We start from the raw sequence: 25,802 nt of genomic DNA on the forward strand, positions 1-25,802 counted from the left end.
ACTAGATCCGTTCCTCCCGCGTCAGCTGCAGATAGCGGCTCAAAAGATCGCTAGAAAAGCTTTCAGCGGGGGCTTCGAGAACTTCTACGCCCAGTCTCTGAAGCCGCTTCTGAACCATGCGCCGTTCCTGCAACAAGCCTTCGGCAATAACGGCGCGGGTCACATCGTCCGCCGTCTCCGGTTCTCTGGTGATGATGCGGTTCAGGTCTTCATCCTGAAAGACAGCGAACACCACCAGATGCCGCTTTGCCAGTCGCGCAGCGTTTTCCACCATCAATTCGGCCTGAATGGTGTCAACGAAATCGGTGAAGAGAATGATGAGCGAACGCCGGTTCAGGCCAGCCGACAACCGTGTCAGCCCGAGCGTGTAGTTTGCATCAAAGGTCGAATATTCCAGCTTTGCGAGTTCCGACTGGAGCTTGCCAAAGCCGGATTGCCCTCTCACCAGCCCCGTCATGATTTGTGGGCGCGCATCAAAGCCGTAAACGCCGACACGGTCGCCGCCCCGCAGCGAGGCATAGGCAAGCAACATGCCCGCATGGACCGCGTGATCGAGCCGCGTCATGCCATTGATCGGCTCACACATGAGCCGACCCGTATCGAAAGCCAGCACCACATTGTGATTGCGTTCGGTCTGATATTCCTTCGCCATCAGCGTGCGATGTCGCGCAGATGCTTTCCAGTCGAGCGAGCGCCGGTCCATGCCAGTGACGAACTCCCGCAGCGCGTCAAACTCTGATCCATCGCCACGGTCGCGTTGCGTTTTCATGCCGAATTCGGCTTCGCGGTTGATCAGCCGGATCGCATCGGCCTGCATGGTGCGAATGTCTGGATTGATGGCGCGCTCGAGCTCCAGCGATTTGCGCACCTGTTTCCAGCATAGCCCCATCGGCCCGCGCCATTTGAGCCAGACAGCTTCGATTTCCGTCAGGCCGCGCTGCCTAGCCTGAAGCTGAAACGTCAACTCTCCGGATGCGGGCACGTCTGCGGGCGGAATGGCATCCAGTCGCGCGCCAAGGTCCAGTTTTGCCAACATGTGCGACGGCAGGGCCTCGTCATTCTCTGCCTGAATGCGCAGTTGAGCCTCATTGTTGGGTCCAACGAATAAAATTGTTGGACAGTCGACCTCAACGGACAGACGCCGTGATGACCGCGTCATCAGAGCATCCAGCGCAATTGCCGCGCCAAGACCTGCAATCCCGGCGAAACTGAACGTCCAGGCTTGCGGAAAAATCGCCGCAATCAGCAGGCCCAGTGGCACACCAAGGGCCATGAGAAGAATGGCAAGTCTGGACGGAACGATAATCGGCATAAGTTCGACGCTATCTCGGCGCTTCGGTTTGCTCGATGATGGACTGAATGATGTCCTCCGGCGCGCGGCCTTCGATTTCGGCTGACGCCGAAAGCACGACGCGGTGACGCATGGCCGGCAGGGCGAGCGCTTTCACATCATCCGGAATGACATAATCGCGTCCATTCAAAGCCGCGCGGGAGCGCGCTGCAATTGCCAGATTGACCCCGGCGCGTGGACTGACACCCACCGTCAGAGATGGTGTGTCACGCGTGGCCCGAACAAGACGCGTCACATAGCGAATGACCTCTTCGGTCAATGTGACCTTCAAGACGGTTTCTGTCGCTTCGGCCAATTGCTCAGTGGTCAGAATAGCCTCAATTCCCAGGTCCTTGACGCTTGGCATGCCGACGCCTTTCGCATGGGCCTCAACGATCCTGAATTCATCTTCCTCGGATGGATACGCCATCAGATGCTTGAACAGAAAACGGTCGAGCTGCGCTTCAGGCAGCGGATATGTGCCCTGCTGCTCAATCGGGTTCTGGGTCGCGACCACCATGAAATTCGCATCCAGCTGGTAGGTTTCGCCATCAATCGTGACGCGGCGCTCCTGCATGGCCTCCAGCAAAGCAGCCTGCGTTTTCGGAGGTGTGCGGTTGATCTCGTCTGCGAGCAGAAGATCAGTAAATATCGGCCCCCGTGTGAGCGAAAACGTATTCGTCTGGAAATTGAACAGATTGGTACCGATCACATCTCCGGGCATCAGATCCGGCGTAAACTGGATCCGGCCGAAATCGAGATCGAGACATGCCGCAAAGCATTGCGCCAGAAAGGTTTTTGCGGTTCCGGGCGGTCCTTCCAACAGAACATGTCCTTTGGAAAAAAGCGCAATGAGCATAAGCTCGACCGCATCATGTTGCCCAACCAGGCCGCGGGCAATTTCATCCCGCACGCGGGCGCCCATCGCCTGAACGTCAGTTACGTCCATCACTCACATCCTTTTTCCAACGGTAGTAGTTTTGCGCATAGTGAACCAGCTGATGAGCGGTTTTCACATCATCATCCTTCGGGCGCTCCGTCATGTTGACGCCATCCTGGCTGAGCCGTTCTTCACGCGATTTCAGAAGTGCTTCTGCCTGTGCCATCGACAGGTCGTCATTATGGCCAAGCTGCAGTAAAGCGAGCCTGCGGCTGAGTTCGCCATAGCCCGCTGCCAATGTCGCCTCACGTCTTGTCTGCGAAAACAATCCAGCTGTGCTGTCGATCAGCGATGCCCGCCCGGTCGCAAAAGGCGGCAGCGGCGAAGGCGCTTTGCCGAAACGAACGAAGGCTGCCCAGCCCAGCAGGATGGCAGCTGCGAACGCAAACAGGGTCGCGCCCAGCATGGGAGGCTCGAACAGAGCGCGCAACAGGCTCTTGTTTCGTTCAAATCCATGCAGCGTGGTGTCAAAAACAATGGGACGCTCAACATCATAGCCGGACACCTGATCGAAAATACGAAGCATAAGGCGGGCATTTTCAATCGACTTCAGACCATGAGTGTTCAGAAGCTCGGGATCAGACACAATGTAGGTGTTCGTCCCTTCAATGCGGCCGAACAGCGTTCCCTCTGAGCTCGTCAGGATCGGGTCTATCGGCCCCGATGAAATCACCTGTGTTCGGTCTGTGAACGTGGCCGGAAAGGTGTTGCCGCCCCAGACGAGTTCACTCGCAGTGTTGGTTCGACGCAGGCCAAAGCTGTCCGCAAACGGCTGCAACAGCGACGAGACATCATTCAGATCAAGCTCACCCACCCGCCGGTATCGCGTCGGTCGATTGAAATCCGGCATCCCCCAGCGTTTCGGCAAAATGATCAGCGTCGGATCATACCGGTCAAATTCAACCGCTTTCAGGTCTTCCAGATCGCGCGCGCCAGCCGGTGTCAGAACCAGAACACCAAATGCGTCTCCATTAGCCAACAGGGCTGAATTCCGACTGATTTCCGGCGCATGCCCGGAACGACGCAGGAGTTCGACAGCCAGGTTATAGCCAAGCGCTGACCTCGAATACGCGTGAAGTCCAGCCTGATCCTTATCTTCCAGCTCAGGCGCAAATGCTGTGAGCACGACCAGCGCGGCGAAACTGACAGCGCCGATCACGACCGCCAATAACGCAGCCTTGAAAGAGAAGAGCCCGGAATGTCTGGATGGTGTCTTGCTCATTGCGCACGCTCACCGAATGCAAAGAGCTCATAATCCTGTCGCGCTGTGTGATATTCGGTTTCGGATACGGCAGCCTCACCAAACAGGCTGATTTCGACGCAATGAATGATCCGGCGCAGAGCCGATCGGGATTCATCGGGCATCCGCCCGAGCTCTCCGACCTCCCGCGCTGTCATGGAGATACCGATACGCTGGCGGACCTTTTCCTGCATATTGCGGATCGATGAGTGCAAAAGCAGGCGCACGGCGGCGGCATACTGTCCGGTCCGGGCCAGCGCGTCTGCCTCAGAGATGAGATCTCTTGCGAAAGCTTCGTCGGGGCGCACATCGACGCTCTCCAGACCGCCGGTCTCTTTCTTCTTTTTGCCTGAGCGTTCCTGCCAGTTTTCATAGGCCGACCGCGCAATGCTGAAGAAAACGTACAAAACCAACACGACAATAGCGGCGACAAACAGCCAGAAAACGATCGGCCCCAGCACCTTGATGATCTGTGCCAGGAACTGGAAAAAACCATTCAGCCAGCTGAAATCGATGTCAGGCGGCGGTGGTGGCGCCTCAGGCAGATCAAACTGAAAAGAGGAATCATCGCGCAGTTTCGCGTGTACGCCCTCCAGTTGTTCCTGCGACTCGTCCATCCACAATCCCCTCACCGCTAAACCAGCGTTTTACAGGCAAGATTGCAATAACTTTGGCAAAACTGAGGTGATTTTTCTTATACGTCCTGCCGGAAACAAAAAAGGCCGCCCAGTGGGCGGCCTTTCCTGAATAGATTTTCCAGTCGCTTAGAAGCGCTTGGAGATCGTTGTGAAGAACGTACGACCAAGAACATCGTAAGCTGTTGCGTTCAGTGGAACGTTACCAGCACTTGTCGTCACAACGTCTGGAGAGACCGCTGGTGGGTGCTCATCAAAGATGTTGCGAACGCCGCCAGCGAAGGTCCAGGTGTCGCCTTCCCAACGGATAGACGCGCCGTGTACGAACTGAGCTTCCGTGTACGCTTTGTACATGACTTCGTTCGGGAAAGCACCGACATACTGTTGTGGCGTGTTCAGATCAGCCGTGTAGTAACGGTTGTCATCCTGACGGCCAACAAAGTCAGAGAAGAACGAGTAAGTCCAGTCGCCACGTTCCAGCGTGACCAGCATGTCGCCAACGACGCTCGGGTAACCGACGGTACCGTTGAAGTCATTGTCGCTGACGCCGGAAACGAAGTCAGAACCAAACACGTTGATGTAACGCTCGAGCGCCCAGTTGACAGAACCGTCAATCGTCAGCGTACCGAAGTTGAAGTCATGCTCATAGCGAACTTCAAGGTCGATACCGCGCTGTTGCTGGCTATCAACGTTGAGCGTTGGAGCCTGAACGTTGTCGACTGAGAAGTCGTTGCCGTCCACACCACCGGTTGCACGATCGAACAGGTTACAGAAGTCGTTCGGGTATGTCGCAGCCGCGTAGCAGCCACCAACAACCTGTGCACCAGAGAGGCTCGTGATCTGATCGTTGATCTCGATTTCATAGTAATCGAGCGCAATGTTCAGAGGTGCGAAGGTTGGTGTGAAGACGATACCAGCCGTGAACGTGTTACCAGATTCTGACTCGAGGAGGTCGCCACCGCCAGATTCGATGATCAGAGCAGAAGAACTACCACCGATGTAGTCAGATGGGATGCCTGCAGCCGCACAGTTCGCCTGAATGTTCGGGTTCGAGCTGTTGCCCCAGTCGATACATGGGTCGACGGCCGTCTGGTTCTGGAAGCCTGTCTGTTCTTGCAGGAAGAGCTCGAACAGAGCTGGCGCACGGTAAGACGTGCCGTAGCTTGAACGAACGCGGAAGACTGGGTTCAGCTGCCAGTTCAGACCGACTTTATAGATCGAGTCAGAACCACCGATTTCATAATCGAATGCACGAACAGACGCTTCGAGTTCGACGTCCTCAGCCAGGAACTGGCCTTTGAGCAGTGGGATACGTGTTTCGGCAAAGACTTCTGTCACAGAGTTTTCACCCTGCGTTGGGCCAGCCGTTGAAGATCCCCAGATATCGCCGATTTGCGTCAGAGCGCCTGGTTGGTCGTCAATGCTGAACTCACGGTATTCAACGCCGAGCGCCAGACCAACATCACCTGCTGGAAGTTCGAACAGATCACCAGCTGTCGTCGCTGTGAATGTGGTTTGTTCGTAGACAGTGTCACCAGACTGGTAACCACCGATCGCTGCAACGAGGTCAGCTGTACGCTGGCCAGAAAGCACTGCAGGATCGAGGAAGTTGATCGTTGGAGCCGTTACGAGGTCAGGAACGCCGTCGCCCGTCCAGTCAGCAACACCATCGATACTCCAGTCAGAAGACTTCGAGTTCAGGATTTCGTTGCCTTCGTAGGTACCTTCACCACGAGAGAAGGTGCCGTCAACTTTCCACGACCAATCAGACAGGAAGCCAAGGTCACCATAACCACCTGAGAACGACGTGCTGACGCTGTAATAGTCAACAGACACTTTGTCGAACGTTGGGAAAGGCATGACAACCTGAACCAGGCTGTTCATGTCGTTCGAGTAGTTCGGCGCACCGATGTAACCATAAAGTGGGTTACCAGCTGGGTTGTTCGCCGAACCAATGTTCGGGAAGAACTGACGCCAGCCTTCAACTTCGGTTTCACGCTTGGAGTAGAGGAACTCAGAGTCCCAAGTGATGCCCGCTGGCAGATCAACGTCAGACGTCAGGAAGATCGAAAGGTTTTCGTTCTTCGGACGGAAGTCTGTGTTGTCGAGGAATGGCGCGTCCAGCGTATCTTCGAAGTAAAGATTGCCGTTTTCGTCCATGCCTGTACCGACGCGTGGACGGTAACCCGGGATAGAACCACCGTAGATCGTCGGAACAGTCGAACCGTCCGGAGACTGGATCAGGCGCTCGCCCGAGAAACGGTCGATCGCAGTGTTGAAGTAGAGGTTCGAACACCAGTCACGTGGGCCACCGTTGGCACCATAGTTCAGACGGTCTGCACGACGGCCTGTGAGCGGATCGCGAACATAGTCTTCAGAACACTCGAGGTAGCTACGGTCGCTCGTGTCGAGTTCCTGGTTCAGGCGGTACTCAGCAGAGATCGTGAAGTTCGCGTTGTCACCCCAGTCAAAGCCCCAAGCAGAGCTCAGACGGAAGCTTTCGCCGCCGGATTCTTCTGGGAGCGAGCCAGAGAAGTTGAGTTCGAAATCGTCAACGGAGTCACGTGTGATGATGTTCACAACACCACAGACAGCGTCAGAACCGTAAATGGTCGACGCGCCGTCTTTCAGGATCTCAACGCGAGAAATGATCGATTGTGGAACAACGTTCAGGTCGAGTGCAGCAACCGCACCGCGTGTACCTGAAGCACCTGGGCGCTTACCGTCGATCAGAACCAGTGTACGTGTGTCACCGCAACCACGAAGGTCGATGGTTTGCGTACCGACACCACCGTTGGTGACGTAGTTCTGGAAGGTGTTGTTCAGCTGTGTAGAACCGGAAGCCAGCGAAGAACCCTGGAGAAGAGAAGCCGTGTCGACCAGACCCTCAATGGTCGCAACTTCTGCCGTGATCACCTGAACTGGTGATGCAGACGAAAACTCGTCACGTGCGAGAAGAGAACCGGTTACGACGATTTTTTCCTGGCGCGCTTCGGTTTCATCGACTTGCTCTTCGATGACGATTGGCTCTTCTGTAGCTGCGTCCTGAGCGAACGCACCACCAGCCATGAGAAGCGAACTCAGTGCTACGCCGCCGTAAACGGACTGGCGCCAATTCGATCGTTTCATTGATTACTGCCCCTTAATCAAAAATCCGCCTCACGAAATATATTGGAGGAAGACTGAATATTCGCGTCGACTCTCGTCGAGCTTGCGCGACAGAATGCACGGTGAATTTTCCCGCGCAAGAAAATATGACGTTTTTGTAAGACCAGCCCTGCATTGGGGCACAGTGTGTGTCTTTTTCGCCACGAATAGGGAACAGACTGACCTGTAATGGGCAGGTGACAAACAAATCTTTGCACGCCATAACTTGACCCCCAGCCTAACAATGTAACATCCGTAGAGACAGTTTGTTCTCGGGAGTCCTTACACATGAGACAATATTTACCTATAGCCAAGGTTGCGACAGCAGCATTTGCTATTCTGGGTATCGGTAGTGCGGCAGCAGAACCGCTTTCCATCGAAGATTTTAGAAAATACCCACTTATCAGCAGCCCATCGCTCTCACCTGAGGGTGATATGATGGTCGCCGTTATCACAGAGCCAGGCACAGACGGCGAGCAACGCGCTGCCGCTTACTGGGATCTGAGCGGAAACATCAGCACGGATGGCTTGCTCGCACCGGATTACATCACGCCGACCAGCGGTAAATCAAAATTCTACAGTGCTTCAGCCCTGAAACAGAAAAAATCTTTCTGGTACACGGTCCAGCCTTATACGGGCGCGCTGATGGGTTGCGGTGAAGGCAAAACTACCGGCTCGACCAAAAAATACATCCAGAAAGTCTATATGGGTAATGAGAACATCAAGAAAATTGATGACCTCCCATCTGGCCGTACGGAACTCGGCGCAGACAAGATGCAGCAACGCTGTTTCGAACTGGAAGGTGACACGAGTGTTGCGACAACGCTCCCTCTGGACCCGACCGACATTGTTATTGCCCGCGCTTCAACGAAAGACGGCACAACCTATTACCGTCACAACCTGAAAACCGGCAAAGAGAAATTTCTCTACAAGGCCAGTGACGTTGAATCGGTTCAACTTGATCCGAAAACAGCTGAGCCTTACGCAACAAACCGTCTTGAATACGTTGATGGTGAATGGCGCCAGTTCTACGGCCTTCTGGACCCAACCAAGGGCGAAGTGACTGAAGAAGCGCCTCTGACAATGATGATCAAAGAGCGCTATGAACAGCGCGTTCTTGGTCCTCAACAAGGCACGAACAACTACTTTATCGCAACGGACCGTTTCTCCGATAAAGTGGCCGTATACCTTTATGACGTCACAACAGATACGTTCTCTGACGAGCCTGTTCTGGCACACCCGGATTTCAATGTCGGCAGCATCATCTTCTCCCGTCGCGCAGAAGACTGGGGCCAGCCACTGGGCTTCACCTATCAGGCTGAAATCTCGAAGACATACTGGCTCGACGCTGAAATGTCCTCGATCCAGAAAGGTCTTGAAGCAGCCTATCCGGGCCAGAGCATCAATCTGATGGATTACACAGACGACCGGAACCGTATTCTGTTCTCTGTCAGCTCTTCAACCATGCCACCGGCTTACTTCCTGCTGCTTGATAAGCAAAAAGTGGCTGCGATCGGTTCGTCGCGTCCATGGATCGACACAGATTCCCTCGGCGAAACCAAGCTGGTTTACTACACAGCGCGCGATGGTCTCGAAATTCCAGCGCTTCTAACACTTCCACCAGGTTATGAAGAAGGCCAGAAAGTTCGCGGCGCCATTATCCACCCGCATGGTGGACCATGGGCACGAGATTCAGCCTATTTCGACGGCTTCGGCTGGATTCAGTATTTTGCAAGCCGTGGCTACGCTGTTCTGCAGCCGCAATACCGAGGCAGTGATGGCTGGGGCCGCGAGCTCTGGCTGGCAGGCGACAAACAGTGGGGCCTCGCCATGCAGGACGACAAGGATGACGGCGCTGCCTGGCTGGTCGATCAGGGCATTGTCGATGCCGACAAGATCGCCATTCACGGCTATTCCTACGGTGGCTTTGCAGCGATTGCAGCGTCTGTCCGTCCGAACAGCCCTTACCAGTGTGCAATTGCGGGTGCCGGCGTATCCAACCTTGCCAAGCTGGGCAATGAGTGGGGCGACAACCGCATTCAGCGTATCGTTCAAGGCGACACAGTGACGGGCATGGATCCGATGCAGAACACCGACAAGGTGAACATTCCGATCCTCCTCTATCATGGTGATTATGACGTTCGCGTGCCGCTGTTCCACAGCCGCGACTTCTACAACGCGATCAAGTCACGCAGCCCACAAAGTGAGCTCATTGTTTACAAGCAGATGGGTCACCAATCAGCGAAATGGCTGCCAGAGCACACGGCTGACATTCTGGAGCAAATGGAACGCTTCCTGACCACGACTTGCGGCATGTAAGCGAGCGAGTTCCAGATCAAAATGACAAAGCCCTCCGAGTTCGCGCTCGGAGGGCTTTTCCTATGCGTGTCGCATTATAATCAATCACGTGTCGCTGGAAACAAACCCGTCGAACCCGTAAGAACCAATCAGCTCCAGAACGAGCTGCGCATCTTCCCGGCTGTGATAATCTCCGAGAAAAACGCGATAGACCGACCGGCCAGAAGACCGTGCTTGTTCGATGCGCGTTTCTCCGAAACGCTGCAATTCTTGCTCCAGACGCTGAGCATTCTCAATGTTTGAAAAAGCACCCGCCTGGATGACAAATGCCGAACGATCGGCGCGTTCTGCCCCGAGCAGCTCCTGATCGTATGATGTGCTCTGAACCAGCTTCGTTTCTACCGGAGGCAAGGTTTCCGACTTGATCGGGCCAAGCGATGTTGGCGCAGGCAGACGCGAAGGGCGATCCGCCGAATAGGCATCAAAACGCGAAGTCTCACGCTCCGTCGCCGCAAAATAGAGCGCGCTCGGAACTTTTTGTTTCACAAGTATAATTTCGGCATGCGCGCTCAATCCGGCCAATGGCAACGTCATGAGACCCGAAAACCCCAGAGAAATTAGAAACTTCGCGCACATAATTCGTCCCCACACTGATTATTGCTGTCTGGCGGGCGTAAATTTCTCCCGCTTTTTCTTTCGACTTGTCCTTTTCCATTTATCAGAACGGGGTTAACCGGTGCGGGATACATAGCGGTGATTTGTGTGCAAGCTGGAAACGCTTTGGCAATCAGCCGAAACGAAATGTTTGCGCATTTGATCCGCTTTACTGGCTTTAGACATCTTGAGGCTGTGAGTTTGATGATAAATCTTTTCCGAAAAACCACAGTACTGAGGAAATCACCCGAAAACCCACCGCAATCCGACGCTCTGTAGCAAAACCGTCACATAGATACGTTAGGCCCCCACAAGCGGCGCTAAAAGATTGGGAAAAACGGCATGTTCTCCATCCTCGGAATCGAGTTCTTCGCATTTGTGGGATTTGTATTTGCTGCTTACGCCGTTGTCGGAAACGATGCGCTCCAGACGCTCGGTACCTTCATCAATTCGAACCGACGCCTGCACTGGTCAATCCTGTTTGCATTTGCCGCATTTATTCTGATCGCCGTTTTCACCTATGGCTGGATCACGAATGGTGGCGACCCGTCTTACGGCAAACTCGATAACACCAAAAAGTATCCTGTCTTCGAGGTCGAATGGTACCACGCCATTCCACCGCTCGCGCTTTTGATCCTGACCCGCTTTGGTCTGCCGGTTTCGACCAGCTTTCTGGTGCTCTCCATTTTCGCCAGCCTGAGCGGCATGCAATCCATGCTGATCAAATCCGGCATTGGCTATATTGCAGCCTTTCTTACGGGCCTGATCGGTTACGCCCTGCTGGCGCCGACCATTGAACGCTATTTCCTGCGCACCAAGGATTCCCAGCACAATCCGATCTGGGTGGTCCTTCAGTGGGTCACGACCGCCTATCTGTGGAGCGTCTGGCTGATCCAGGACTTCGCCAATATCTTCGTCTTCCTGCCGCGCGAACTGTCTGTGACGCAATCTTTTGCGGCCATGGGCGTGATCGTTCTGATGCTCGCCTTCACGTTCGCCAACCGCGGCGGCCCAGTTCAGAAAATTCTTGAGTCCAAGACGGCCGTGACAGACATCCGTTCTGCCACGATCATCGACTTCATTTTCGCGACCCTGCTCTTCATCTTCTCGGGCAATCTGGAAATCCTCGGCATTTCAAAAGTTCCGATGTCGACGACCTGGGTATTCCTGGGCCTGATCGCAGGTCGCGAGTACGCCATTGCCACAATCGACAAGATCCGCACGGTCGGCGAAACCACGAAAATCGTCGCCATGGACGGCGCCAAGGCTCTGTTCGGTCTGTTCGTATCAGTGGTTCTGGCAGTCGGTCTGCCAATGCTCGCTCAGTATATGGGCGGCTAGTCAGCCTCAGCGGCCTGACGGAGTGCGCGCAGAAACCGTTTTCCGTCCTGCAGCTCGTCTTCCGACAACATTTCTTCAAGCTTGTCCTGCGCCGCTTCCCATTTCGGCAGCGCCGCGTTGAGCTTTTCAGCGCCCGCATCAGACAAACGCAGCGGGATCGCCCGTCCGCCCTGCCCGGGCTCCTTCACCACCCAGCCATTTTCAAGCAATGGCTTGAAATTGCGAGACAGGGTGGAGCGATCAATCGACAGGCGCTCGCCCAGGGCCGACATGGACGGAAAATCGCCCGAGCCGATGGCAACAAGCAGACTGAACTGCGTACCGGTCAGTCCGGCCTCACGTAATGCATTGTCATAATGACGGCTGATCGCACGCGCCGTCATCGCTGTGCGGACAGCGATGCAACGTTTTCCGACATTCAGATAGGATGATCGGTCAGTGCTCATCCCTGATACATAGGCCCATCCCCCCTCATCCGACAAGACAGATAGCATTTGAGGATTTTTTCCGTTAAGAGAGCCACCGGATCAGATGGCCGGGCGGCCGCTGGCGTCGTTTTGCGGCGCTGGAGGAAAGTCCGGGCTCCATGAAGACAGGACGGCGGGTAACGCCCGCCCGGTGTGAACCGAGGGAAAGTGCCACAGAAAGCAAACCGCTCTGATGTGTCAGAGTAAGGGTGAAAGGGTGCGGTAAGAGCGCACCGCGGTCCTGGCAACAGGACTGGCAGGGTAAACCCCGTCCGGAGCAAGACCAAATAGGGAAAGCATTCTGGTGTGTCTTCGCATCGCTTTCCGGGTCGGTCGCGCGAGGTGGTGAGCAATCATCATCCCAGAGGAATGGTCGCCAATCCACTTAGTGGTGAACAGAACCCGGCTTACAGGCCATCTGATCCGATTTGCCCAATAATCGTTCGTTTCGCATGCGGATCGATCAAACGAGACTGAATTCCTACATTTTTCCTTAACCATCTGGGGAAAAACTCAGCACCCGCAGCCATTGATCGAGATATGGATGGGCAAAACTGGGGCGGCACTAGATGTAGATTTTGTTTCGTTTCCGAAACGCACTGAGCAGCACCCTCCAGCCACCCTGAATTCACTTTATGTTCGCTCTTTATTCTACTTCTGTGCAAACAAGGCTGAGAACTGACGCAGCCGTGCCCATTGTTGCCCATATCTGCCCATGTTATCCCAATCTTTAGCGTTTCCTGCCCAATAATGGGTATGGGTCATGGCTGTGGGCTGCAAATGTTTTTTTCAACGGTGGAAGCAAGCATTGATGCGCGCGGGCGAGTTCTCGTCCCGTCCAGCTTCCGCACGGCCCTGGAAGGCGCTTCAAAATTTTACCTGTTCCCGTCGATTGATCGCGGCGGATATCTCGAAGGCGGCGGTCAGCCCTTGATGGACGAGTATCTCGCCATTCTGAAAAACATGTCGCCACACGACCGTGATCGCCGAGCCTTTATCACGTCCATCTTCTCGAAAGGTGCCGAGGTCAGCATGGATCAGGCTGGACGTGCGAACCTGCCCGCCAATCTTCTGAGTGTCGCAGGCATTGAAAAAGAACTCGTCTTTGTCGGCGCAATGGACCGGTTCCAGATCTGGAACCCGGAACGCTTTGCTGCCTATGAGAATGAAATGAGCGAGCATGCCGCAGCCAATCAGGACGCGCTCGCCCAGCCCTTCCAGCAGTTCCGGACAGGAGGCCAGTCATGAGCCATATCCCTGTCATGCTCGACCATGTCGTCGAACACATTGCGCCTCAGCCCGGCGAGATTGTTCTGGACGGCACCTTCGGCGGCGGCGGCTATACTCGTGCTATTCTTGCCGCCTCAGAATGCCATGTCATCGGTGTCGACCGCGACCCGGATGCGCTTCAGCGCGCAACAGCGATCGCAGCAGATTACCAGAGCCGCTTTACTATGCTGGCCGGCTGTTTCGGCGATCTGGATGAACTTTCTGCGGAAGCGGGTTTCCAGGGGCTGGACGCGGTTGTGCTCGATCTTGGCGTTTCATCCTTCCAGCTCGATGAAGATGAGCGCGGCTTTTCCTTCATGCGTGACGGGCCGCTGGATATGCGAATGGCCCAGTCCGGCCCATCCGCTGCAGATCTCGTCAATCAGGCCGACGAGCGCGTGCTGGCCGACATCATGTTCCAGCTTGGCGAAGAGCGTCAGTCCCGCCGCATTGCACACCGTATCGTAGAAGCGCGCAAAACCGAGCCTTTCGAAACCACACTCCAGCTGGCTGAGCTGATCGAAAAAGCCCTCGGTGGGCGCAAGGGCAAGCGCGCACATCCAGCAACCCGTGCGTTTCAGGCGTTCCGCATGTTCGTCAATGACGAACTCGGCGAGCTGGCACGCGCGCTGGAAGCCGCTGAACGCGCCCTCAAGCCGGGCGGACGTCTTGTGATCGTGACCTTCCACTCGCTGGAAGATCGCATGGTGAAATCCTTCCTCGCAGAACGTTCGGGCAAGACCGAAGGCCAGTCGCGCTTCATGCCGGAAGCGGCCAATACAGGCCCTGCCCCCAGCTTTGAGCATGTCCGCAAGATTTCAGCGCCGGACACCGCTGAAATTGAAGCCAATGTCCGCGCGCGCTCTTCGCGCCTGCGCTCTGCTATTCGCACATCCGCACCAGCCTGGGACAAGCCGGTCGAATTGCCGACCCGCCTGCCCACTCTTGATGAGGTGGTCGCATGAACAAGTATCTTTATTTCTTCGGCTTTGTGCTCGCAGGTTTTCTCGCCCTCGGCATGTTTCAGGCAAAGTCCGGCGCCAGCAAATCCAAAGCGGAAATCGCGAAACTGGAAGCAAATATTGCTGCCATTCAGAAGGATATTTCCATCCTTCGCACCGAGCACGCACACCTCGCCAGCCGGGAACGAATTGCAACGCTTGCATCTGAGCGCCTCGGCATGGCCCCGGCCCGCTCCTATCAGATGATTGAAGTTGACCGTGCTGCAGAAGCCTTCGGTCCCCTCATTGAATACGAGGACGACCAATGAGCCGGCGCCGCATTCTCGAATCTGAATCCCACTCACCTTTGCGCGCACGGATTGTTGCAGCCGCAATGGGGATCGCGTTTGTGGGCGTCGCCGTTCAGGGCGCAATCGTCTCGCTGACAGGGCCGAAAGAGGTGTATGCCAGCTCGACCGTGCAGAACGACAAGGCACAGGCCATTCGCGCAGACATTCTGGATCGCAATGGTGAGCGGCTGGCGACCTCCATTCCGGTTTATTCGCTCTATGCAGACCCAAGCGCTGTCTGGGATCCGGCAGACCATGCGGCGAAACTGGCAGAGATCCTGCCAGGCGTTGATCAGGGCGTTCTGCAGGAACGCCTGTCTGATCCGGAACGCAAATTTGTCTGGATCAAACGCGAACTGACACCGCTTCAACGTCAGGACGTCTACGATCTCGGCCTGGAAGGCATTGGTTTTCTCGAAGAAAACCGTCGCTTCTATCCGCAGAAGACGGTTGCTGCCCATCTGATCGGCTTTACTGACATTGATGGTAAAGGTCTTTCCGGCATGGAGTACGCTCTGGATGAACGCCTTACCACTTCCATGGAACCAGTCCGCCTGACCATTGATCTGGGGGTTCAGTACAGTCTCGAAGCAGAGCTTGGCAGCATGGCCAGCCAGTCCGGCGCCAAGGGCGGTGCAGGCGTCGTCATGGATGCGCGCACGGGCGAAGTCCTCGCCATGGCATCCTGGCCTTTCTTTGACCCGAACCGTCGTCAGGACTTTACCTCGAACGAGCTGAAAGACCGCGCAACGAGTTCTGTGTTCGAACTGGGCTCGGTTTTCAAACCGCTCACCGTCGCTGCTGGCCTGGACCATGGCCTACTCAGCCCGACAGAAACATTCAACGTGTCACAGCCTGTGACCGTGAATGGCCAGACCATTCATGATGATCACCCGCTGGACGGCGCGCATGCGGCCAGCGTGACGAACATCATCGCGCATTCGTCCAATATCGGTACGGTTCAGATCGGCCTGCGCCTCGGCGAAGAGCGCCAGCAGCGCTTTCTGGATTCCCTCGGCCTGATGGAGCGCGCGCCAATCGAACTCGCGAGCAGCGCCAATCCGCTGCTTCCGCCAAGCTGGAGCGACCTGACAACCGCAACCGTCAGCTTCGGACACGGCATCAACGTGACCCCGATCGCCTTTACCGCTGCTTTTGCAAGCTTCGCCAATGAAGGCACATATATTCCGCCAACCGTACTGCTCGACCACGGTCCGCTCGCTGAAGAGCGCGAGCCACGCCGCGTCATGTCGACACCAACGGCGGCTGTTGTTGTTGAGATGATGCGCGTCGCAGTCGAAAGCGGCACAGGCCGGAAGGCTGACGTGCCGGGCTATCGCGTGGCCGGGAAAACCGGCACGGCCGAGAAAGCCATTAATGGCCGCTATGATCCAAACAAGAACCTGAACTCCTTCGCCGCAGTCTTTCCTGCCGATGACCCGAAATATGCCGTGTTGATTGTGCTTGATGAGCCAACCGACGCGAACGGGCGCCCACAAACAGCTGCGTTTAATGCGGCTCCTGCTGTCGGTCGCGTGATTGACCGGATTGCGACAATCCTCGATGTCATGCCGAACTTTGAGGATTTGCAGACGGCGGGACCACCTGTGCGGACCGTCGCCGACAGGAGGTCACTGTGAAACTGAGCCAATTGTTTGCGGAGCAATCGCTGCCGCAGGACATCGAAATTACAGGCATGACAGCCGATTCACGGCTGGTGAAGCCGGGCTTTCTGTTCGCCGCGCTGAAAGGTGTGGCACATGACGGTCGGGACTTCATCGACATGGCGATCGAAGCCGGAGCCGTCGCTATTCTGACCGACAAAGGCGCGGCAGATGTCGGCAAGGCCATTCAGGTTGAGAGCGAAGAGCCTCGCCTTGCCCTCGCAAAAGCCGCAGCACGCTTTTACGCACAGCAGCCCGAAACCATCGTCGCCGTTACGGGCACGAATGGCAAAAGCTCTACAGTCGACTTTCTACGCCAGATCTGGACCACACTTGGCCTGCGCGCCGCCAGCATGGGCACGCTTGGCGCCATCGGCCCAGACGGCAAGCTTGATCTCGGCCATACAACGCCTGACCCAGTCGCCATTCATCGCACGCTCGCTGAGCTTTCCGCGAACAAGGTGAGCCATGTCGCCATGGAAGCGTCATCGCATGGCCTCGCGCAATTTCGTCTTGATGGTGTGAAACTGTCTGCGGCCGCGTTCACCAACCTGACGCAGGACCACCTCGATTATCACGCAGATTTCGCTGAGTATCGCGAAGCGAAGCGCCGCCTGTTTACAGAGGTAAGTCCGAAAGGCGCTCTTGCCGTTATCAGTGCGGACAGTGATGAAACAGCAAGCTTTGAAGATGCAGCCAACGCTGCTGGTCTCAACGTATTCTCCGTGGGCTGGCGCGGCGCAGACTTGAAGATCCGCGAGCTTTCCCCGCGCGCAACCGGCCAGGTGATGGACACACTCTATCAAGGCAAGGCTTATGATATCACCCTGCCCCTGATTGGTGAATTTCAGGCATTGAACGCGCTTGCTGCGGCAGGGCTCGCGATTGGCCTAGGCGCAGAGGCAGAGCAGGTTTTCGCCGCCCTGGAGACGCTCACCACGGTTAAAGGCCGTCTCGAGTTCGTCGGAGAGACCGCCAAGGGCGCGGCTGTTTTCGTCGACTATGCACACACGCCTGACGGGCTTGATGTGCTGCTGCGCGCCGCTCGTCCACACACAGCTGGCAAGCTGAAAGTGATTTTCGGCTGCGGCGGTGACCGCGATCCGTACAAACGTCCGATGATGGGTGAAGTCGCTGCGCGTCTGGCAGACGAAGCCATTGTGACAGACGACAATCCACGCTCGGAAGACCCGGCCAGCATCCGCAATGCTATTCTGGCCGCCTGCCCGAACGCGATTGAAATCGGAGACCGCGCAGAAGCGATCAGGACCGCCATTGCCGGGCTTGAGCATGGCGACACGCTTCTCATTGCAGGCAAAGGTCATGAAACTGGCCAGATCGTCGGCTCTGAAATCATTCCTTTCTCTGATCAGGATACGGCACGCGACGCCATGGAGGCCGAGCTATGCTAAGACCGCTCTGGACAGCCTCTGAAGCCGCGGCCGCAACGGGCGGACGCGTTGTCGGTGACTGGTCTGTCACCGGCATTTCGATCGACACGCGCACGCTTCAGCCAGGCGAGCTCTTCGTTGCGCTGAAAGACACGCGCGACGGGCATGATTTCGTCCCGAACGCTTACAAGACCGGTGCTGGCGCATGTCTCGTCTCTCGACAGATTGATGACGTACCTGCGCTTCAGGTCGACGACACTCTGACGGCGCTTGAAGACATGGGGCGCGCGGCGCGCGCTCGCACTGACGCTTTTTGCTGCGCGATTACGGGCTCGGTCGGAAAAACCAGCGTCAAGGAAATGGTGGCCCGCATCTTCCGCTCACAGGGACATGCGCACTGGTCCGTCAAATCCTTCAACAATCACTGGGGCGTTCCGCTGACGCTGGCCCGCATGCCGGAAGAAACCACACGCGCTGTCTTCGAGATTGGCATGAACACGCCAGGCGAGATCGAGCCACGCTCGCTGATGGTCCAGCCGCACGCGGCGCTGATCACCAAGATTGCGCCGGCTCACCTCGAAGGCATGGGCTCTGAAGACGCTGTTGCGATTGAGAAGTCTGCGATCTTTGCCGGACTGGAGTCTGACGGTTTCATCCTGCTTCCTTCGAATGATCGCTTTTTTGATCTCCTGTCTCAGCGGGCGCGTGACTATGCCCCCAAGGCAAAGCTACTGACCTTTGGCGACTATCGCTCCGATGCTTTCGTCACAGCTTCAGAGTGCGATGGCGTTTCGACGCGCTTTGATCTCTCCGTTCAGGGCGAAACGGTTTCCGTGACAGTTGACGCCGTTGGCGAACACTGGGGACAGAATATCGCTGCCGCCATGTTGCTTGCCACGTGCTCAGGTATTTCCGCTGAAGACGCGGCAGAGGCGCTTTCCGGCTACACACCACCAGAAGGCCGCGGCCAGGCAGAATGGCTTGCACTCCCTGAAGACGGAAAAGCCCTGCTTGTCGACGACGCCTATAACGCGAATCCGGAAAGCATGCGCGCCGCGCTTGCGGGATTCGCACAACGCCCAGCGAATCGTCACCTGATTGCACTCGGCGAAATGAAAGAGCTGGGCCCTGACGCGGACAAGCTGCACGCAGACCTCGCCCCCCAGATAATCGCCTGTAATCCTGCGATTGTTTTCCTTGCAGGGGACGGCATTAAGCCGCTCGCCGAAGCACTTGAAGGCAAGGTCAAGACCGAATGGGCGCCGAATGCCGCCGGTTTGCAGCAAATGGTAAATAAATTGTTAACAGATGGCGATGCGCTCTTGATCAAAGGGTCGAATGCTTCCGGTATGCGTACATTGGCAGATGCGCTACGGACCTGGAGCAAAGCGCAGACCTTGCCAGAAATGGATAGCAAGGACCGCTGATGCTTTACGAGATCCTGTCCAGTCTTGCAGAGAAGTACACCGCACTGAACGTGATGAATTATGTCACGTTCCGCGCCGGACTCGCGTTTGCGACCGCGTTCGTGCTCTGCCTTCTGATTGGCGCTCCAATGATCAACTGGCTGCGCAAGCGCCAGAAGAAAGGCCAGCCTATTCGTGAGGATGGTCCGGAAAGCCATTTGCTGACGAAAAAGGGCACGCCCACAATGGGTGGCTTCCTCATTCTGATTGGCATTTCTATTGGCACCCTGCTCTGGGCGGACCTCAGCAATGAGTATGTCTGGATCGTCCTGTTCGTCACGGTCGGCTATGGCCTGATCGGCTTTCTTGATGACTTCACAAAGGTCACGAAAGGCCATGCCGGTGGCTTGTCTGGTAAAGCTCGGCTCGGCGCTGAATTCGTCATTGCGATTGTCGCCGTGGTCTGGGTCACGCGCTATGCGCCGATCGCGGCAACGGAATCTGCTTTGCTGCGCGAGTCTGCGGGGCTGCTGCCTGTGCCAATCCCGGAAGGGTTCGAGACCTCGCTCACCTTCCCATTCTTCAAGGATGTCCTGATCAATCTGACGATTTACGGCTTTGCCATGTTTGGCTCGCTGGTGATTGTCGGTGCGGCAAACTCGGTCAACCTGACCGATGGGCTTGATGGCCTGGCCATTGTGCCGGTCATGATTGCCGGCGGCACATTCGCCATCATCGCCTATATCTGCGGCACGCCGCGCTATGCCGAATATCTCTACCTGATCAACACACCAGGCACGACAGAACTCACCGTTCTGTTTGGCGCTCTGTTTGGCTCAGGCCTGGGCTTCCTCTGGTACAACGCCCCGCCTGCAAAGGTCTTCATGGGCGATACCGGTTCGCTCGCGCTTGGCGGCACTGTCGGCTCCGTCGCGGTGTGCACCAAGCATGAAATCGTCCTCGCCATTGTCGGCGGCCTGTTCGTCCTCGAAGCGCTCTCTGTCATTGTACAGGTTGCGAGCTTCAAGCTGACGGGCAAGCGCGTCTTCAAAATGGCGCCCATTCACCACCATTACGAAAAGCTCGGATGGGCTGAGTCCACGGTTGTGATCCGTTTCTGGATCATTGCTGTCGTCCTCGCCCTGATCGGGCTTGCCACACTGAAGCTGAGGTAGAACCAACGTGATCCCGATCAAGGAATTTGCAGGTCAGCATGTGGCCGTGTTCGGACTGGGCCGTACCGGCCTGGCAACCGTGCGCGCGCTTCAGGCTGGCGGTGCGAAAGTCCATGCCTGGGATGACAATGAATCGGCGCGCGAGCGTGCGATTGAACAGGGTTTCGAACTCGTCGACATCAATAAGCGCGACTGGCAGATCTATTCCGCGCTGATCTTATCGCCCGGCATTCCCTACCTCCATCCAGAGCCGCACCGCGTCGTGAAGCTCGCCAAAATGGTTGGCGTGGAGATTATTGGAGACATGGAGCTGTTCGCCCGCGCCGTGAACGATCTGCCGGAACATGCCCGTCCGCGCATTGTCGGTGTGACCGGGACGAATGGCAAATCCACCACCACATCCCTGATCGGTCATATTCTGATGAAGTCCGGCAAGGATGTCCGCGTCGGTGGCAATATCGGCGTCGGCGTTCTGGATATGGCGCCGCTTCATGCGAACGCCGTCTATGTGCTTGAGCTGTCTTCCTATCAGCTGGACCTGATTGAGAGCCTGAAGTGCGATGTCGCCGTGCTGACGAACATCACACCGGACCATCTGGAACGCCATGGCGGCATGTCTGGCTATATCGCAGCAAAGCGCCGGATCTTCCGCAATCAGACCGAACGCGACACGGCGGTCATCGGCATGGACACGACGCCAACCCAGGCGATGATGATGAAGCTCAGCGCGACCGGCAAGCAGACCTGCGTCGGCGTATCATCCCAGTATGCGCTCGGTCGCGGTATCTCTGTTGTCGAAGGCCGTCTGTTCGACAGCCAGAATGGGCGCGCCATTCAGATTGGCGATCTGCGCGACATCGAAACTCTGCCAGGCAAGCATAACCACCAGAACGCAGCAGCGGCCTATGCCGCCTGCCGCGCGCTCGGCCTGCAGCCAAACATGATCATGGAGGCGATGCGCAGCTTTCCAGGTCTCGCACACCGCCAGGAAGTCATCGGCAAGATTGGCCGCACGACCTTTATCAACGATTCCAAAGCCACCAATGGCCAGGCCGCCGTTCAGGCCCTCAAATCCTATCCGAAAGTGTTCTGGATTGGCGGCGGCGTCGCCAAGTCGGATGGTCTGGAAGATGTTCAGCCGTTTTTCGGCCACATCGAAAAGGCGTATCTGATAGGTGAGGCGCAGAAACAGTTTTCGAAAGAACTCGGTAACACCGTTCCGCATATGCTTTGCGGAACGTTAAAGCGCGCAGTTGTTGAAGCCCTGCACGACGCAAATGCCTCCGATGAGGAAGACCCGATCGTACTGCTCTCACCGGCCTGTGCCAGCTTTGATCAGTTCAAGGATTTCGAAGCTCGCGGCGAAGCCTTCCGGCAGATCGTCTGGAGCATGATGGACGAGAATGAAAGGCTTCATGCAACGGCATGACGGCAATGGCACGCTCAGATAAATCATGGTTCGCCGAATGGTGGCGAACCGTGGATCACGGCATTATCGCCGGGGTCGCGGCCTTGTTCTGCATTGGTATGCTGCTCTCACTGGCCGCAGGCCCCGTTGCAGCAGCCGATCACGGCTACACCACATTTCACTATGTCCAGCGCCACGCGATCTTCGTGGTCGCCGCTGCGCTGGTGCTGATCACCACCTCGACCTTGTCTGAAGCGTGGGCACGCAGGCTTGCCTTTGTGGTGTTTCTAATCTCCTTCCTGCTGATGGCCTTTGTGCTTGTCTTCGGACACACAGCGGGCGGCAGTCAGCGCTGGATCCGGGTTGCGGGCTTCTCTTTGCAGCCATCTGAATTCGTAAAGCCTTCTCTCGTGGTGATCGCCGCCTGGCTGCTGGCACAGCGCCAGACCTTCCCGCGCGTCCCCTGGGGCGTCATCACCTTTGCCCTGTTCGCTCCAACTGTCGGCCTGCTTCTGTTACAACCCGATGTCGGCCAGACTGTGCTCCTGTCTGCCGCTTTCGTGGTCGCGTTCTTCGTATCCGGCCTGCCGTTTGCCTGGGCCGCCATGTTCGCCGCCGGAAGCGTCGCGACCAGCGTGCTGATCTTCTTTACCTTCTCGCATGTTCGCATGCGCATTCTGTCTTATTTCAATTCCGATGTCGGCTCCTATCAGCTCGACCGCGCCCATGAGGCGATTGCTCGCGGCGGGCTTCTGGGCGTTGGACCTGGCGAAGGCAGTGTAAAAGATGCCCTGCCGGACCCGCATACAGACTTCATCTATTCGGTCGCCGGGGAAGAACTCGGCTATGTCGCCTGCCTTGGTCTGATCCTGATCTTCGCATTTATCTGCCTGCGCGGTGTTCTGGGCGCAAGCCGACGGGCGGACCCGTATCTGCGCGCAGCCGGAACCGGCCTGTTTTTCCTGCTGGGCTTTCAGGCCTTTATCAATATCGGCGTAAATGTCGGCATACTGCCGACAAAGGGGATGACTCTGCCCTTTATTTCTTATGGCGGCTCTTCGATGATCGCCTCAGCTTTCACTCTGGGCCTTGGCCTTGCTTTGACCCGAAAGCGGGCTGAATTTCACCCCGGTATCAAGTAAGGCTCATCTCAGAACCATTTGAGAGATTTGTCATATGAGCAAAGCACCCCTCGTTGTGATTGGCGCAGGTGGCACGGGCGGCCACATGTTCCCGGCCTCTGCCTTTGCTGCTGAGATGAAGAAGCGTGGCTGGCGCGTGGGGCTCATGACCGATGAGCGCGGACGCAAGTATACCGATGGCTTTCCTGCTGACTGGATCATGAATGTGAAAGCCGCAACCTTTGCCAGCAAGCGCCCTGACAAAGTCATCGCTGCGGGCCTGAAAATCCTGTCCGGCATTGGAGCGGCCAAGAAAAAGCTGAAGGCGGAGCAGACTATGCTGGTTGCCGGGTTCGGAGGATATCCTGCCTTTCCGGCGCTCGCCGCGGCCAAACGCGCCGGCATTCCGATCATCATCCATGACCAGAATGCGGTTCTGGGCAGGGTGAACCGGGTCTTCGCCTCACGCGCCAGAATTGTCGCCTGCGGATTTGAACGGCTGGATCACCTGCCCGCCTCCGCCCAGGCGCGCAAACACGTTGTCGGCAACCCGGTGCGCGAACCGATCCTCGCTGTACGTAATCTGCCTTATCCAGACCTTTCCGAACAAACGCCGATGAATCTGCTCGTGACGGGCGGCAGCCAGGGCGCACGTCTGTTTGGTGAAGTAATCCCAAGCGCCATCGCGCAATTGCCGGAAACGCTGCGCAAACGACTTCATGTCGTCCAGCAAGTGCGCGAAGAACAGCTCACAGATGTGCAGGCCCATTATGAAGCCGCTGGCGTCCACGCAGAGCTGTCGCCCTTCTTCTCCAACATGGCAGAGCGGCTCGCCAACGCGCATTTCGTCATTGCGAGATCAGGCGCATCCAGCGTCACAGAGCTTGCGGTTGTCGGTCGACCATCGCTGCTGATCCCGCTTGCGATTGCCATGGATGATCACCAGACCGGCAATGCGGAAACGCTCAAGGCTGCTGGCGGCGCGGACGTCATTTCCGAAGCGGATTTCACCCCGGAACGGACCGCCGCCATTCTGGAGGAGCGCCTGTCGGATGCAGAAGGTCTTCAGAACCGCGCTCAGGCTGCGGCTTCAGTTGGCCGTTTCAACGCGGCAAGCGAGCTGGCGGATCTGGCGGAAGGCGTTGTTCAGTCCGCGTAAGTATCCTTGCCGTCCAGACGGAAGGTCGCCCATGGCGCGGTTCGCGACAGGATGAAACTTTGCACCTGATCGTAAAGGCGAACATTGATGATTGAGACCTGCTCGCCATAGCGATCCATCAGGGCGCTGTGCCGGAAGACATAAAGCCCCTCTTCCGGCAGCGGATCAGCTTCCTGATAGATCCAGAGCCAGCCATCGGCGATCTCCCCGCCAACGAGGGTCAGCGGCACCGTTTTACCGTTATGTTTCAGCGAAATACGGGCTTCGACATAGTCTCCGAAGAGGGCCTGAGCCTCAGGGTCCGTCATGATCGACAGACCTGCGCCTTTCGCTTTCTGCAAAGCCTGTTCGGCGTCTGCCACCCGATATCGATGGACGATTTCCGTCTTTTTGGTGTTCGCATTGAAGGTGATCTCAATCTCGGCTTCCTTGCGTGGATGCGCCTGAGCCCGCAATCCTGCAAAGACCATCAACAGGATGAGACCAAGCAGGCACACAGCCCAGTTCTGAGATTGGTTCAAACGCTGTACTGACACCCGGCAAACTCCTTCAGGACCAAGCCTCACGCTATAAACCGGGCGATCACCGCCATCAATGCGCCAACTGCGCCGCAAAGAAAAAGCCCACCCTGTCAGACAGGATGGGCTCTCGAAATGAAGCAAGTCGGCTTGGCTTACTCAGCAGCGACCGCAACACCGTCCTCAGAGAGTGCTGTGTAGCGCGCAAGGTGGTGGTCCACATTGCCGAACTGATTGTCGATAATGGTCAGACGCTTGAAGTAGTGGCTGACATCCAGCTCGTCCGTCACGCCCATACCGCCGTGAATCTGAACAGCATTCTGGCCGACGAAACGACCGGAATTGCCGATCTGAACTTTCGCAGCCGATGCCGCCTTCTTGCGTGTGATCTCGTCTTCACCGAGGCGCAGTGTCACCATGAGCGTCATGGAAAGTGACTGCTGGTGCTCGACGAACATGTCGACCATAGCGTGCTGAAGAACCTGGAATGAACCGATCGGAACGCCGAACTGCTTGCGGTTCTTGGAATACTCGACCGTCGTTTTGTGGAGCGCTTCCATCGCGCCGCACGCTTCTGAACATGTCGCAGCGATCGCTTCATCGACCACTTTTTCAACGAGCGGAAGCGCGTCGCCTTCAGAACCGATCATGTTGTCGCCAGAGACTTCAACATTCTCGAAATAGACTTCTGACGCACGGAAGCCATCAACCGTTGGATAGTCACGTGTTGTCACGCCAGCTGCGTCTTTTGGTACGATGAAGACAGAAACGCCAGATCCATCGCGCTGATCGCCCGATGTGCGCGCTGTCACGACCAGATGGGTCGCCCAAGGTGCACCGACGACAACCGCTTTGTGGCCGTTCAGGACATAGGATGAGCCCTTGGCTTTTGCCGTTGTTGTCAGATCAGCCAGGTTGAAGCGGCCTTGTGGTTCAGCATAAGCGAAGGCGAACGTCATCTCGCCAGAGATGATGCCGGACAGGAATTCTTCCTTCTGCGCAGCAGATCCGCCATGCTTCAGGAAACCACCGCCGCAAACGACGCTCGGCACGAACGGTTCAACGACGAGACCGCGGCCAAACTCTTCCATGACGACCATGGCGTCGACAGCATTGCCACCCAGGCCACCGTCTTCTTCAGAGAAAGGTGCAGCCAGCAGGCCGAGCTCAGCAAACTGAGCCCACATTTCCGGGCGCCAGCCCGATTCGGAATTCACGACCGAACGGCGTGTCTCAAAATCATATTGTTCACGGATCAGACGAGACAGGCTGTCCCGGATCATATTCTGTTCTTCTGTGAAGTTGAAATCCACGTCAGATCTCCCCTTTGTATGTCTTTAGCGCGTTG

21 protein-coding genes and 1 other RNA gene are annotated in these 25,802 nt (G+C 56.6%); 13 read left to right on the forward strand and 9 right to left on the reverse strand.

Annotated elements, in window-relative coordinates; genetic code table 11:
- Position 1 precedes the first annotated feature (1 nt).
- The 5 genes from ACFQDM_RS01885 to ACFQDM_RS01905 form a co-directional block, all read right to left on the reverse strand.
- Positions 2-1,312 carry a DUF58 domain-containing protein gene (locus ACFQDM_RS01885; protein ID WP_377374705.1) on the reverse strand — a complete coding sequence of 437 codons (1,311 nt, stop codon included), beginning with the start codon at positions 1,310-1,312 and terminating at the stop codon, positions 2-4.
- A gap of 10 nt (positions 1,313-1,322) precedes the next feature.
- Entirely contained in the window at positions 1,323-2,279 is a 957-nt protein-coding gene (locus tag ACFQDM_RS01890; protein ID WP_377374707.1) for an AAA family ATPase, read from the reverse strand.
- Positions 2,266-3,492 carry a hypothetical protein gene (locus ACFQDM_RS01895; RefSeq protein ID WP_377374709.1) on the reverse strand — a complete coding sequence of 409 codons (1,227 nt, stop codon included), beginning with the start codon at positions 3,490-3,492 and terminating at the stop codon, positions 2,266-2,268. Before ACFQDM_RS01895 ends, ACFQDM_RS01890 begins: the two co-directional genes overlap by 14 nt.
- Entirely contained in the window at positions 3,489-4,127 is a 639-nt protein-coding gene (locus ACFQDM_RS01900) for a hypothetical protein (RefSeq protein ID WP_377374711.1), read from the reverse strand. Before ACFQDM_RS01900 ends, ACFQDM_RS01895 begins: the two co-directional genes overlap by 4 nt.
- A gap of 147 nt (positions 4,128-4,274) precedes the next feature.
- Positions 4,275-7,274, reverse strand: a complete 3,000-nt coding sequence (locus ACFQDM_RS01905) for a TonB-dependent receptor plug domain-containing protein (protein ID WP_377374713.1) — start codon at positions 7,272-7,274, stop codon at positions 4,275-4,277.
- A gap of 306 nt (positions 7,275-7,580) precedes the next feature.
- On the opposite strand from ACFQDM_RS01905, the gene ACFQDM_RS01910 reads away from it, so the two are divergent.
- On the forward strand, positions 7,581-9,611 hold the full coding sequence (locus tag ACFQDM_RS01910) for an alpha/beta hydrolase family protein (RefSeq protein ID WP_377374715.1): 2,031 nt from the start codon (positions 7,581-7,583) through the stop codon (positions 9,609-9,611).
- Between the two features lie 84 nt (positions 9,612-9,695).
- Here ACFQDM_RS01910 and ACFQDM_RS01915 read toward each other — a convergent pair whose 3' ends face one another.
- Positions 9,696-10,184 (reverse strand): SPOR domain-containing protein, encoded by a 489-nt coding sequence (locus ACFQDM_RS01915; protein ID WP_377374717.1) that lies wholly within the window; start codon positions 10,182-10,184, stop codon positions 9,696-9,698.
- Positions 10,185-10,586: 402 nt separating this feature from the next.
- On the opposite strand from ACFQDM_RS01915, the gene ACFQDM_RS01920 reads away from it, so the two are divergent.
- Complete coding sequence (locus tag ACFQDM_RS01920; RefSeq protein WP_377374718.1) at positions 10,587-11,585, forward strand: hypothetical protein; 999 nt, start codon at positions 10,587-10,589, stop codon at positions 11,583-11,585.
- On the opposite strand, the gene ACFQDM_RS01925 is transcribed toward ACFQDM_RS01920, so the two are convergent.
- On the reverse strand, positions 11,582-12,079 hold the full coding sequence (locus ACFQDM_RS01925) for a MarR family winged helix-turn-helix transcriptional regulator (RefSeq protein ID WP_377374719.1): 498 nt from the start codon (positions 12,077-12,079) through the stop codon (positions 11,582-11,584). The two genes, ACFQDM_RS01920 and ACFQDM_RS01925, sit on opposite strands and share 4 nt — an antisense overlap.
- A gap of 33 nt (positions 12,080-12,112) precedes the next feature.
- Here ACFQDM_RS01925 and rnpB point away from each other — a divergent pair.
- The 11 genes from rnpB (at position 12,113) to murG (ending at position 23,936) form a co-directional block, all read left to right on the forward strand.
- Positions 12,113-12,478, forward strand: an RNA gene (gene rnpB, locus ACFQDM_RS01930) — RNase P RNA component class A.
- Positions 12,479-12,832: 354 nt separating this feature from the next.
- Entirely contained in the window at positions 12,833-13,300 is a 468-nt protein-coding gene (locus ACFQDM_RS01935) for a division/cell wall cluster transcriptional repressor MraZ (RefSeq protein ID WP_377374721.1), read from the forward strand.
- Positions 13,297-14,286 carry a 16S rRNA (cytosine(1402)-N(4))-methyltransferase RsmH gene (gene rsmH, locus ACFQDM_RS01940; protein ID WP_377374723.1) on the forward strand — a complete coding sequence of 330 codons (990 nt, stop codon included), beginning with the start codon at positions 13,297-13,299 and terminating at the stop codon, positions 14,284-14,286. Before ACFQDM_RS01935 ends, rsmH begins: the two co-directional genes overlap by 4 nt.
- Positions 14,283-14,591 (forward strand): cell division protein FtsL, encoded by a 309-nt coding sequence (ftsL, locus tag ACFQDM_RS01945; RefSeq protein WP_377374725.1) that lies wholly within the window; start codon positions 14,283-14,285, stop codon positions 14,589-14,591. Before rsmH ends, ftsL begins: the two co-directional genes overlap by 4 nt.
- Positions 14,588-16,252 carry a peptidoglycan D,D-transpeptidase FtsI family protein gene (locus ACFQDM_RS01950; RefSeq protein ID WP_377374727.1) on the forward strand — a complete coding sequence of 555 codons (1,665 nt, stop codon included), beginning with the start codon at positions 14,588-14,590 and terminating at the stop codon, positions 16,250-16,252. The genes ftsL and ACFQDM_RS01950 overlap by 4 nt, the downstream gene beginning before the upstream one ends.
- Complete coding sequence (locus tag ACFQDM_RS01955; protein ID WP_377374730.1) at positions 16,249-17,688, forward strand: UDP-N-acetylmuramoyl-L-alanyl-D-glutamate--2,6-diaminopimelate ligase; 1,440 nt, start codon at positions 16,249-16,251, stop codon at positions 17,686-17,688. The genes ACFQDM_RS01950 and ACFQDM_RS01955 overlap by 4 nt, the downstream gene beginning before the upstream one ends.
- Complete coding sequence (locus ACFQDM_RS01960) at positions 17,682-19,094, forward strand: UDP-N-acetylmuramoyl-tripeptide--D-alanyl-D-alanine ligase (RefSeq protein ID WP_377374733.1); 1,413 nt, start codon at positions 17,682-17,684, stop codon at positions 19,092-19,094. Before ACFQDM_RS01955 ends, ACFQDM_RS01960 begins: the two co-directional genes overlap by 7 nt.
- Positions 19,094-20,248 (forward strand): phospho-N-acetylmuramoyl-pentapeptide-transferase, encoded by a 1,155-nt coding sequence (gene mraY / locus ACFQDM_RS01965; RefSeq protein WP_377374736.1) that lies wholly within the window; start codon positions 19,094-19,096, stop codon positions 20,246-20,248. Before ACFQDM_RS01960 ends, mraY begins: the two co-directional genes overlap by 1 nt.
- Positions 20,249-20,255: 7 nt before the next feature.
- Positions 20,256-21,677, forward strand: coding sequence for a UDP-N-acetylmuramoyl-L-alanine--D-glutamate ligase (gene murD, locus ACFQDM_RS01970; RefSeq protein WP_377374738.1), 1,422 nt, complete (start codon positions 20,256-20,258; stop codon positions 21,675-21,677).
- A 5-nt stretch (positions 21,678-21,682) separates the two neighbouring features.
- Positions 21,683-22,798: an FtsW/RodA/SpoVE family cell cycle protein gene (locus tag ACFQDM_RS01975; RefSeq protein WP_377374741.1), complete on the forward strand. Its 1,116-nt coding sequence runs from the start codon at positions 21,683-21,685 to the stop codon at positions 22,796-22,798.
- A gap of 34 nt (positions 22,799-22,832) precedes the next feature.
- Positions 22,833-23,936, forward strand: coding sequence for an undecaprenyldiphospho-muramoylpentapeptide beta-N-acetylglucosaminyltransferase (murG, locus tag ACFQDM_RS01980; RefSeq protein ID WP_377374744.1), 1,104 nt, complete (start codon positions 22,833-22,835; stop codon positions 23,934-23,936).
- On the opposite strand, the gene ACFQDM_RS01985 is transcribed toward murG, so the two are convergent.
- Together ACFQDM_RS01985 and ACFQDM_RS01990 are read right to left on the reverse strand one after the other, a co-directional pair.
- On the reverse strand, positions 23,924-24,472 hold the full coding sequence (locus ACFQDM_RS01985) for a DUF6702 family protein (RefSeq protein WP_377374747.1): 549 nt from the start codon (positions 24,470-24,472) through the stop codon (positions 23,924-23,926). The two genes, murG and ACFQDM_RS01985, sit on opposite strands and share 13 nt — an antisense overlap.
- A gap of 137 nt (positions 24,473-24,609) precedes the next feature.
- Complete coding sequence (locus ACFQDM_RS01990; RefSeq protein ID WP_377374750.1) at positions 24,610-25,767, reverse strand: acyl-CoA dehydrogenase family protein; 1,158 nt, start codon at positions 25,765-25,767, stop codon at positions 24,610-24,612.
- Positions 25,768-25,802 lie beyond the last annotated feature (35 nt).

It is taken from the genome of Ponticaulis profundi, assembly GCF_042659465.1.
GTDB classification, from domain to species: Bacteria; Pseudomonadota; Alphaproteobacteria; order Caulobacterales; family Hyphomonadaceae; genus Ponticaulis; species Ponticaulis profundi.

Excerpts from the sequence above, each read along its gene's own strand:
- ACFQDM_RS01885 (WP_377374705.1), bottom strand. The coding sequence starts at position 1,312 with ATGCCGATTATCGTTCCGTCCAGACTTGCCATTCTTCTCATGGCCCTT.
- ACFQDM_RS01890 (WP_377374707.1), bottom strand. The coding sequence starts at position 2,279 with ATGGACGTAACTGACGTTCAGGCGATGGGCGCCCGCGTGCGGGATGAA.
- ACFQDM_RS01895 (WP_377374709.1), bottom strand. The coding sequence starts at position 3,492 with ATGAGCAAGACACCATCCAGACATTCCGGGCTCTTCTCTTTCAAGGCT.
- ACFQDM_RS01900 (WP_377374711.1), bottom strand. The coding sequence starts at position 4,127 with ATGGACGAGTCGCAGGAACAACTGGAGGGCGTACACGCGAAACTGCGC.
- ACFQDM_RS01905 (WP_377374713.1), bottom strand. The coding sequence starts at position 7,274 with ATGAAACGATCGAATTGGCGCCAGTCCGTTTACGGCGGCGTAGCACTG.
- ACFQDM_RS01910 (WP_377374715.1), top strand. The coding sequence starts at position 7,581 with ATGAGACAATATTTACCTATAGCCAAGGTTGCGACAGCAGCATTTGCT.
- ACFQDM_RS01915 (WP_377374717.1), bottom strand. The coding sequence starts at position 10,184 with ATGACGTTGCCATTGGCCGGATTGAGCGCGCATGCCGAAATTATACTT.
- ACFQDM_RS01920 (WP_377374718.1), top strand. The coding sequence starts at position 10,587 with ATGTTCTCCATCCTCGGAATCGAGTTCTTCGCATTTGTGGGATTTGTA.
- ACFQDM_RS01925 (WP_377374719.1), bottom strand. The coding sequence starts at position 12,079 with ATGCTATCTGTCTTGTCGGATGAGGGGGGATGGGCCTATGTATCAGGG.
- ACFQDM_RS01935 (WP_377374721.1), top strand. The coding sequence starts at position 12,833 with ATGTTTTTTTCAACGGTGGAAGCAAGCATTGATGCGCGCGGGCGAGTT.
- rsmH (WP_377374723.1), top strand. The coding sequence starts at position 13,297 with ATGAGCCATATCCCTGTCATGCTCGACCATGTCGTCGAACACATTGCG.
- ftsL (WP_377374725.1), top strand. The coding sequence starts at position 14,283 with ATGAACAAGTATCTTTATTTCTTCGGCTTTGTGCTCGCAGGTTTTCTC.
- ACFQDM_RS01950 (WP_377374727.1), top strand. The coding sequence starts at position 14,588 with ATGAGCCGGCGCCGCATTCTCGAATCTGAATCCCACTCACCTTTGCGC.
- ACFQDM_RS01960 (WP_377374733.1), top strand. The coding sequence starts at position 17,682 with ATGCTAAGACCGCTCTGGACAGCCTCTGAAGCCGCGGCCGCAACGGGC.
- mraY (WP_377374736.1), top strand. The coding sequence starts at position 19,094 with ATGCTTTACGAGATCCTGTCCAGTCTTGCAGAGAAGTACACCGCACTG.
- ACFQDM_RS01975 (WP_377374741.1), top strand. The coding sequence starts at position 21,683 with ATGGCACGCTCAGATAAATCATGGTTCGCCGAATGGTGGCGAACCGTG.
- murG (WP_377374744.1), top strand. The coding sequence starts at position 22,833 with ATGAGCAAAGCACCCCTCGTTGTGATTGGCGCAGGTGGCACGGGCGGC.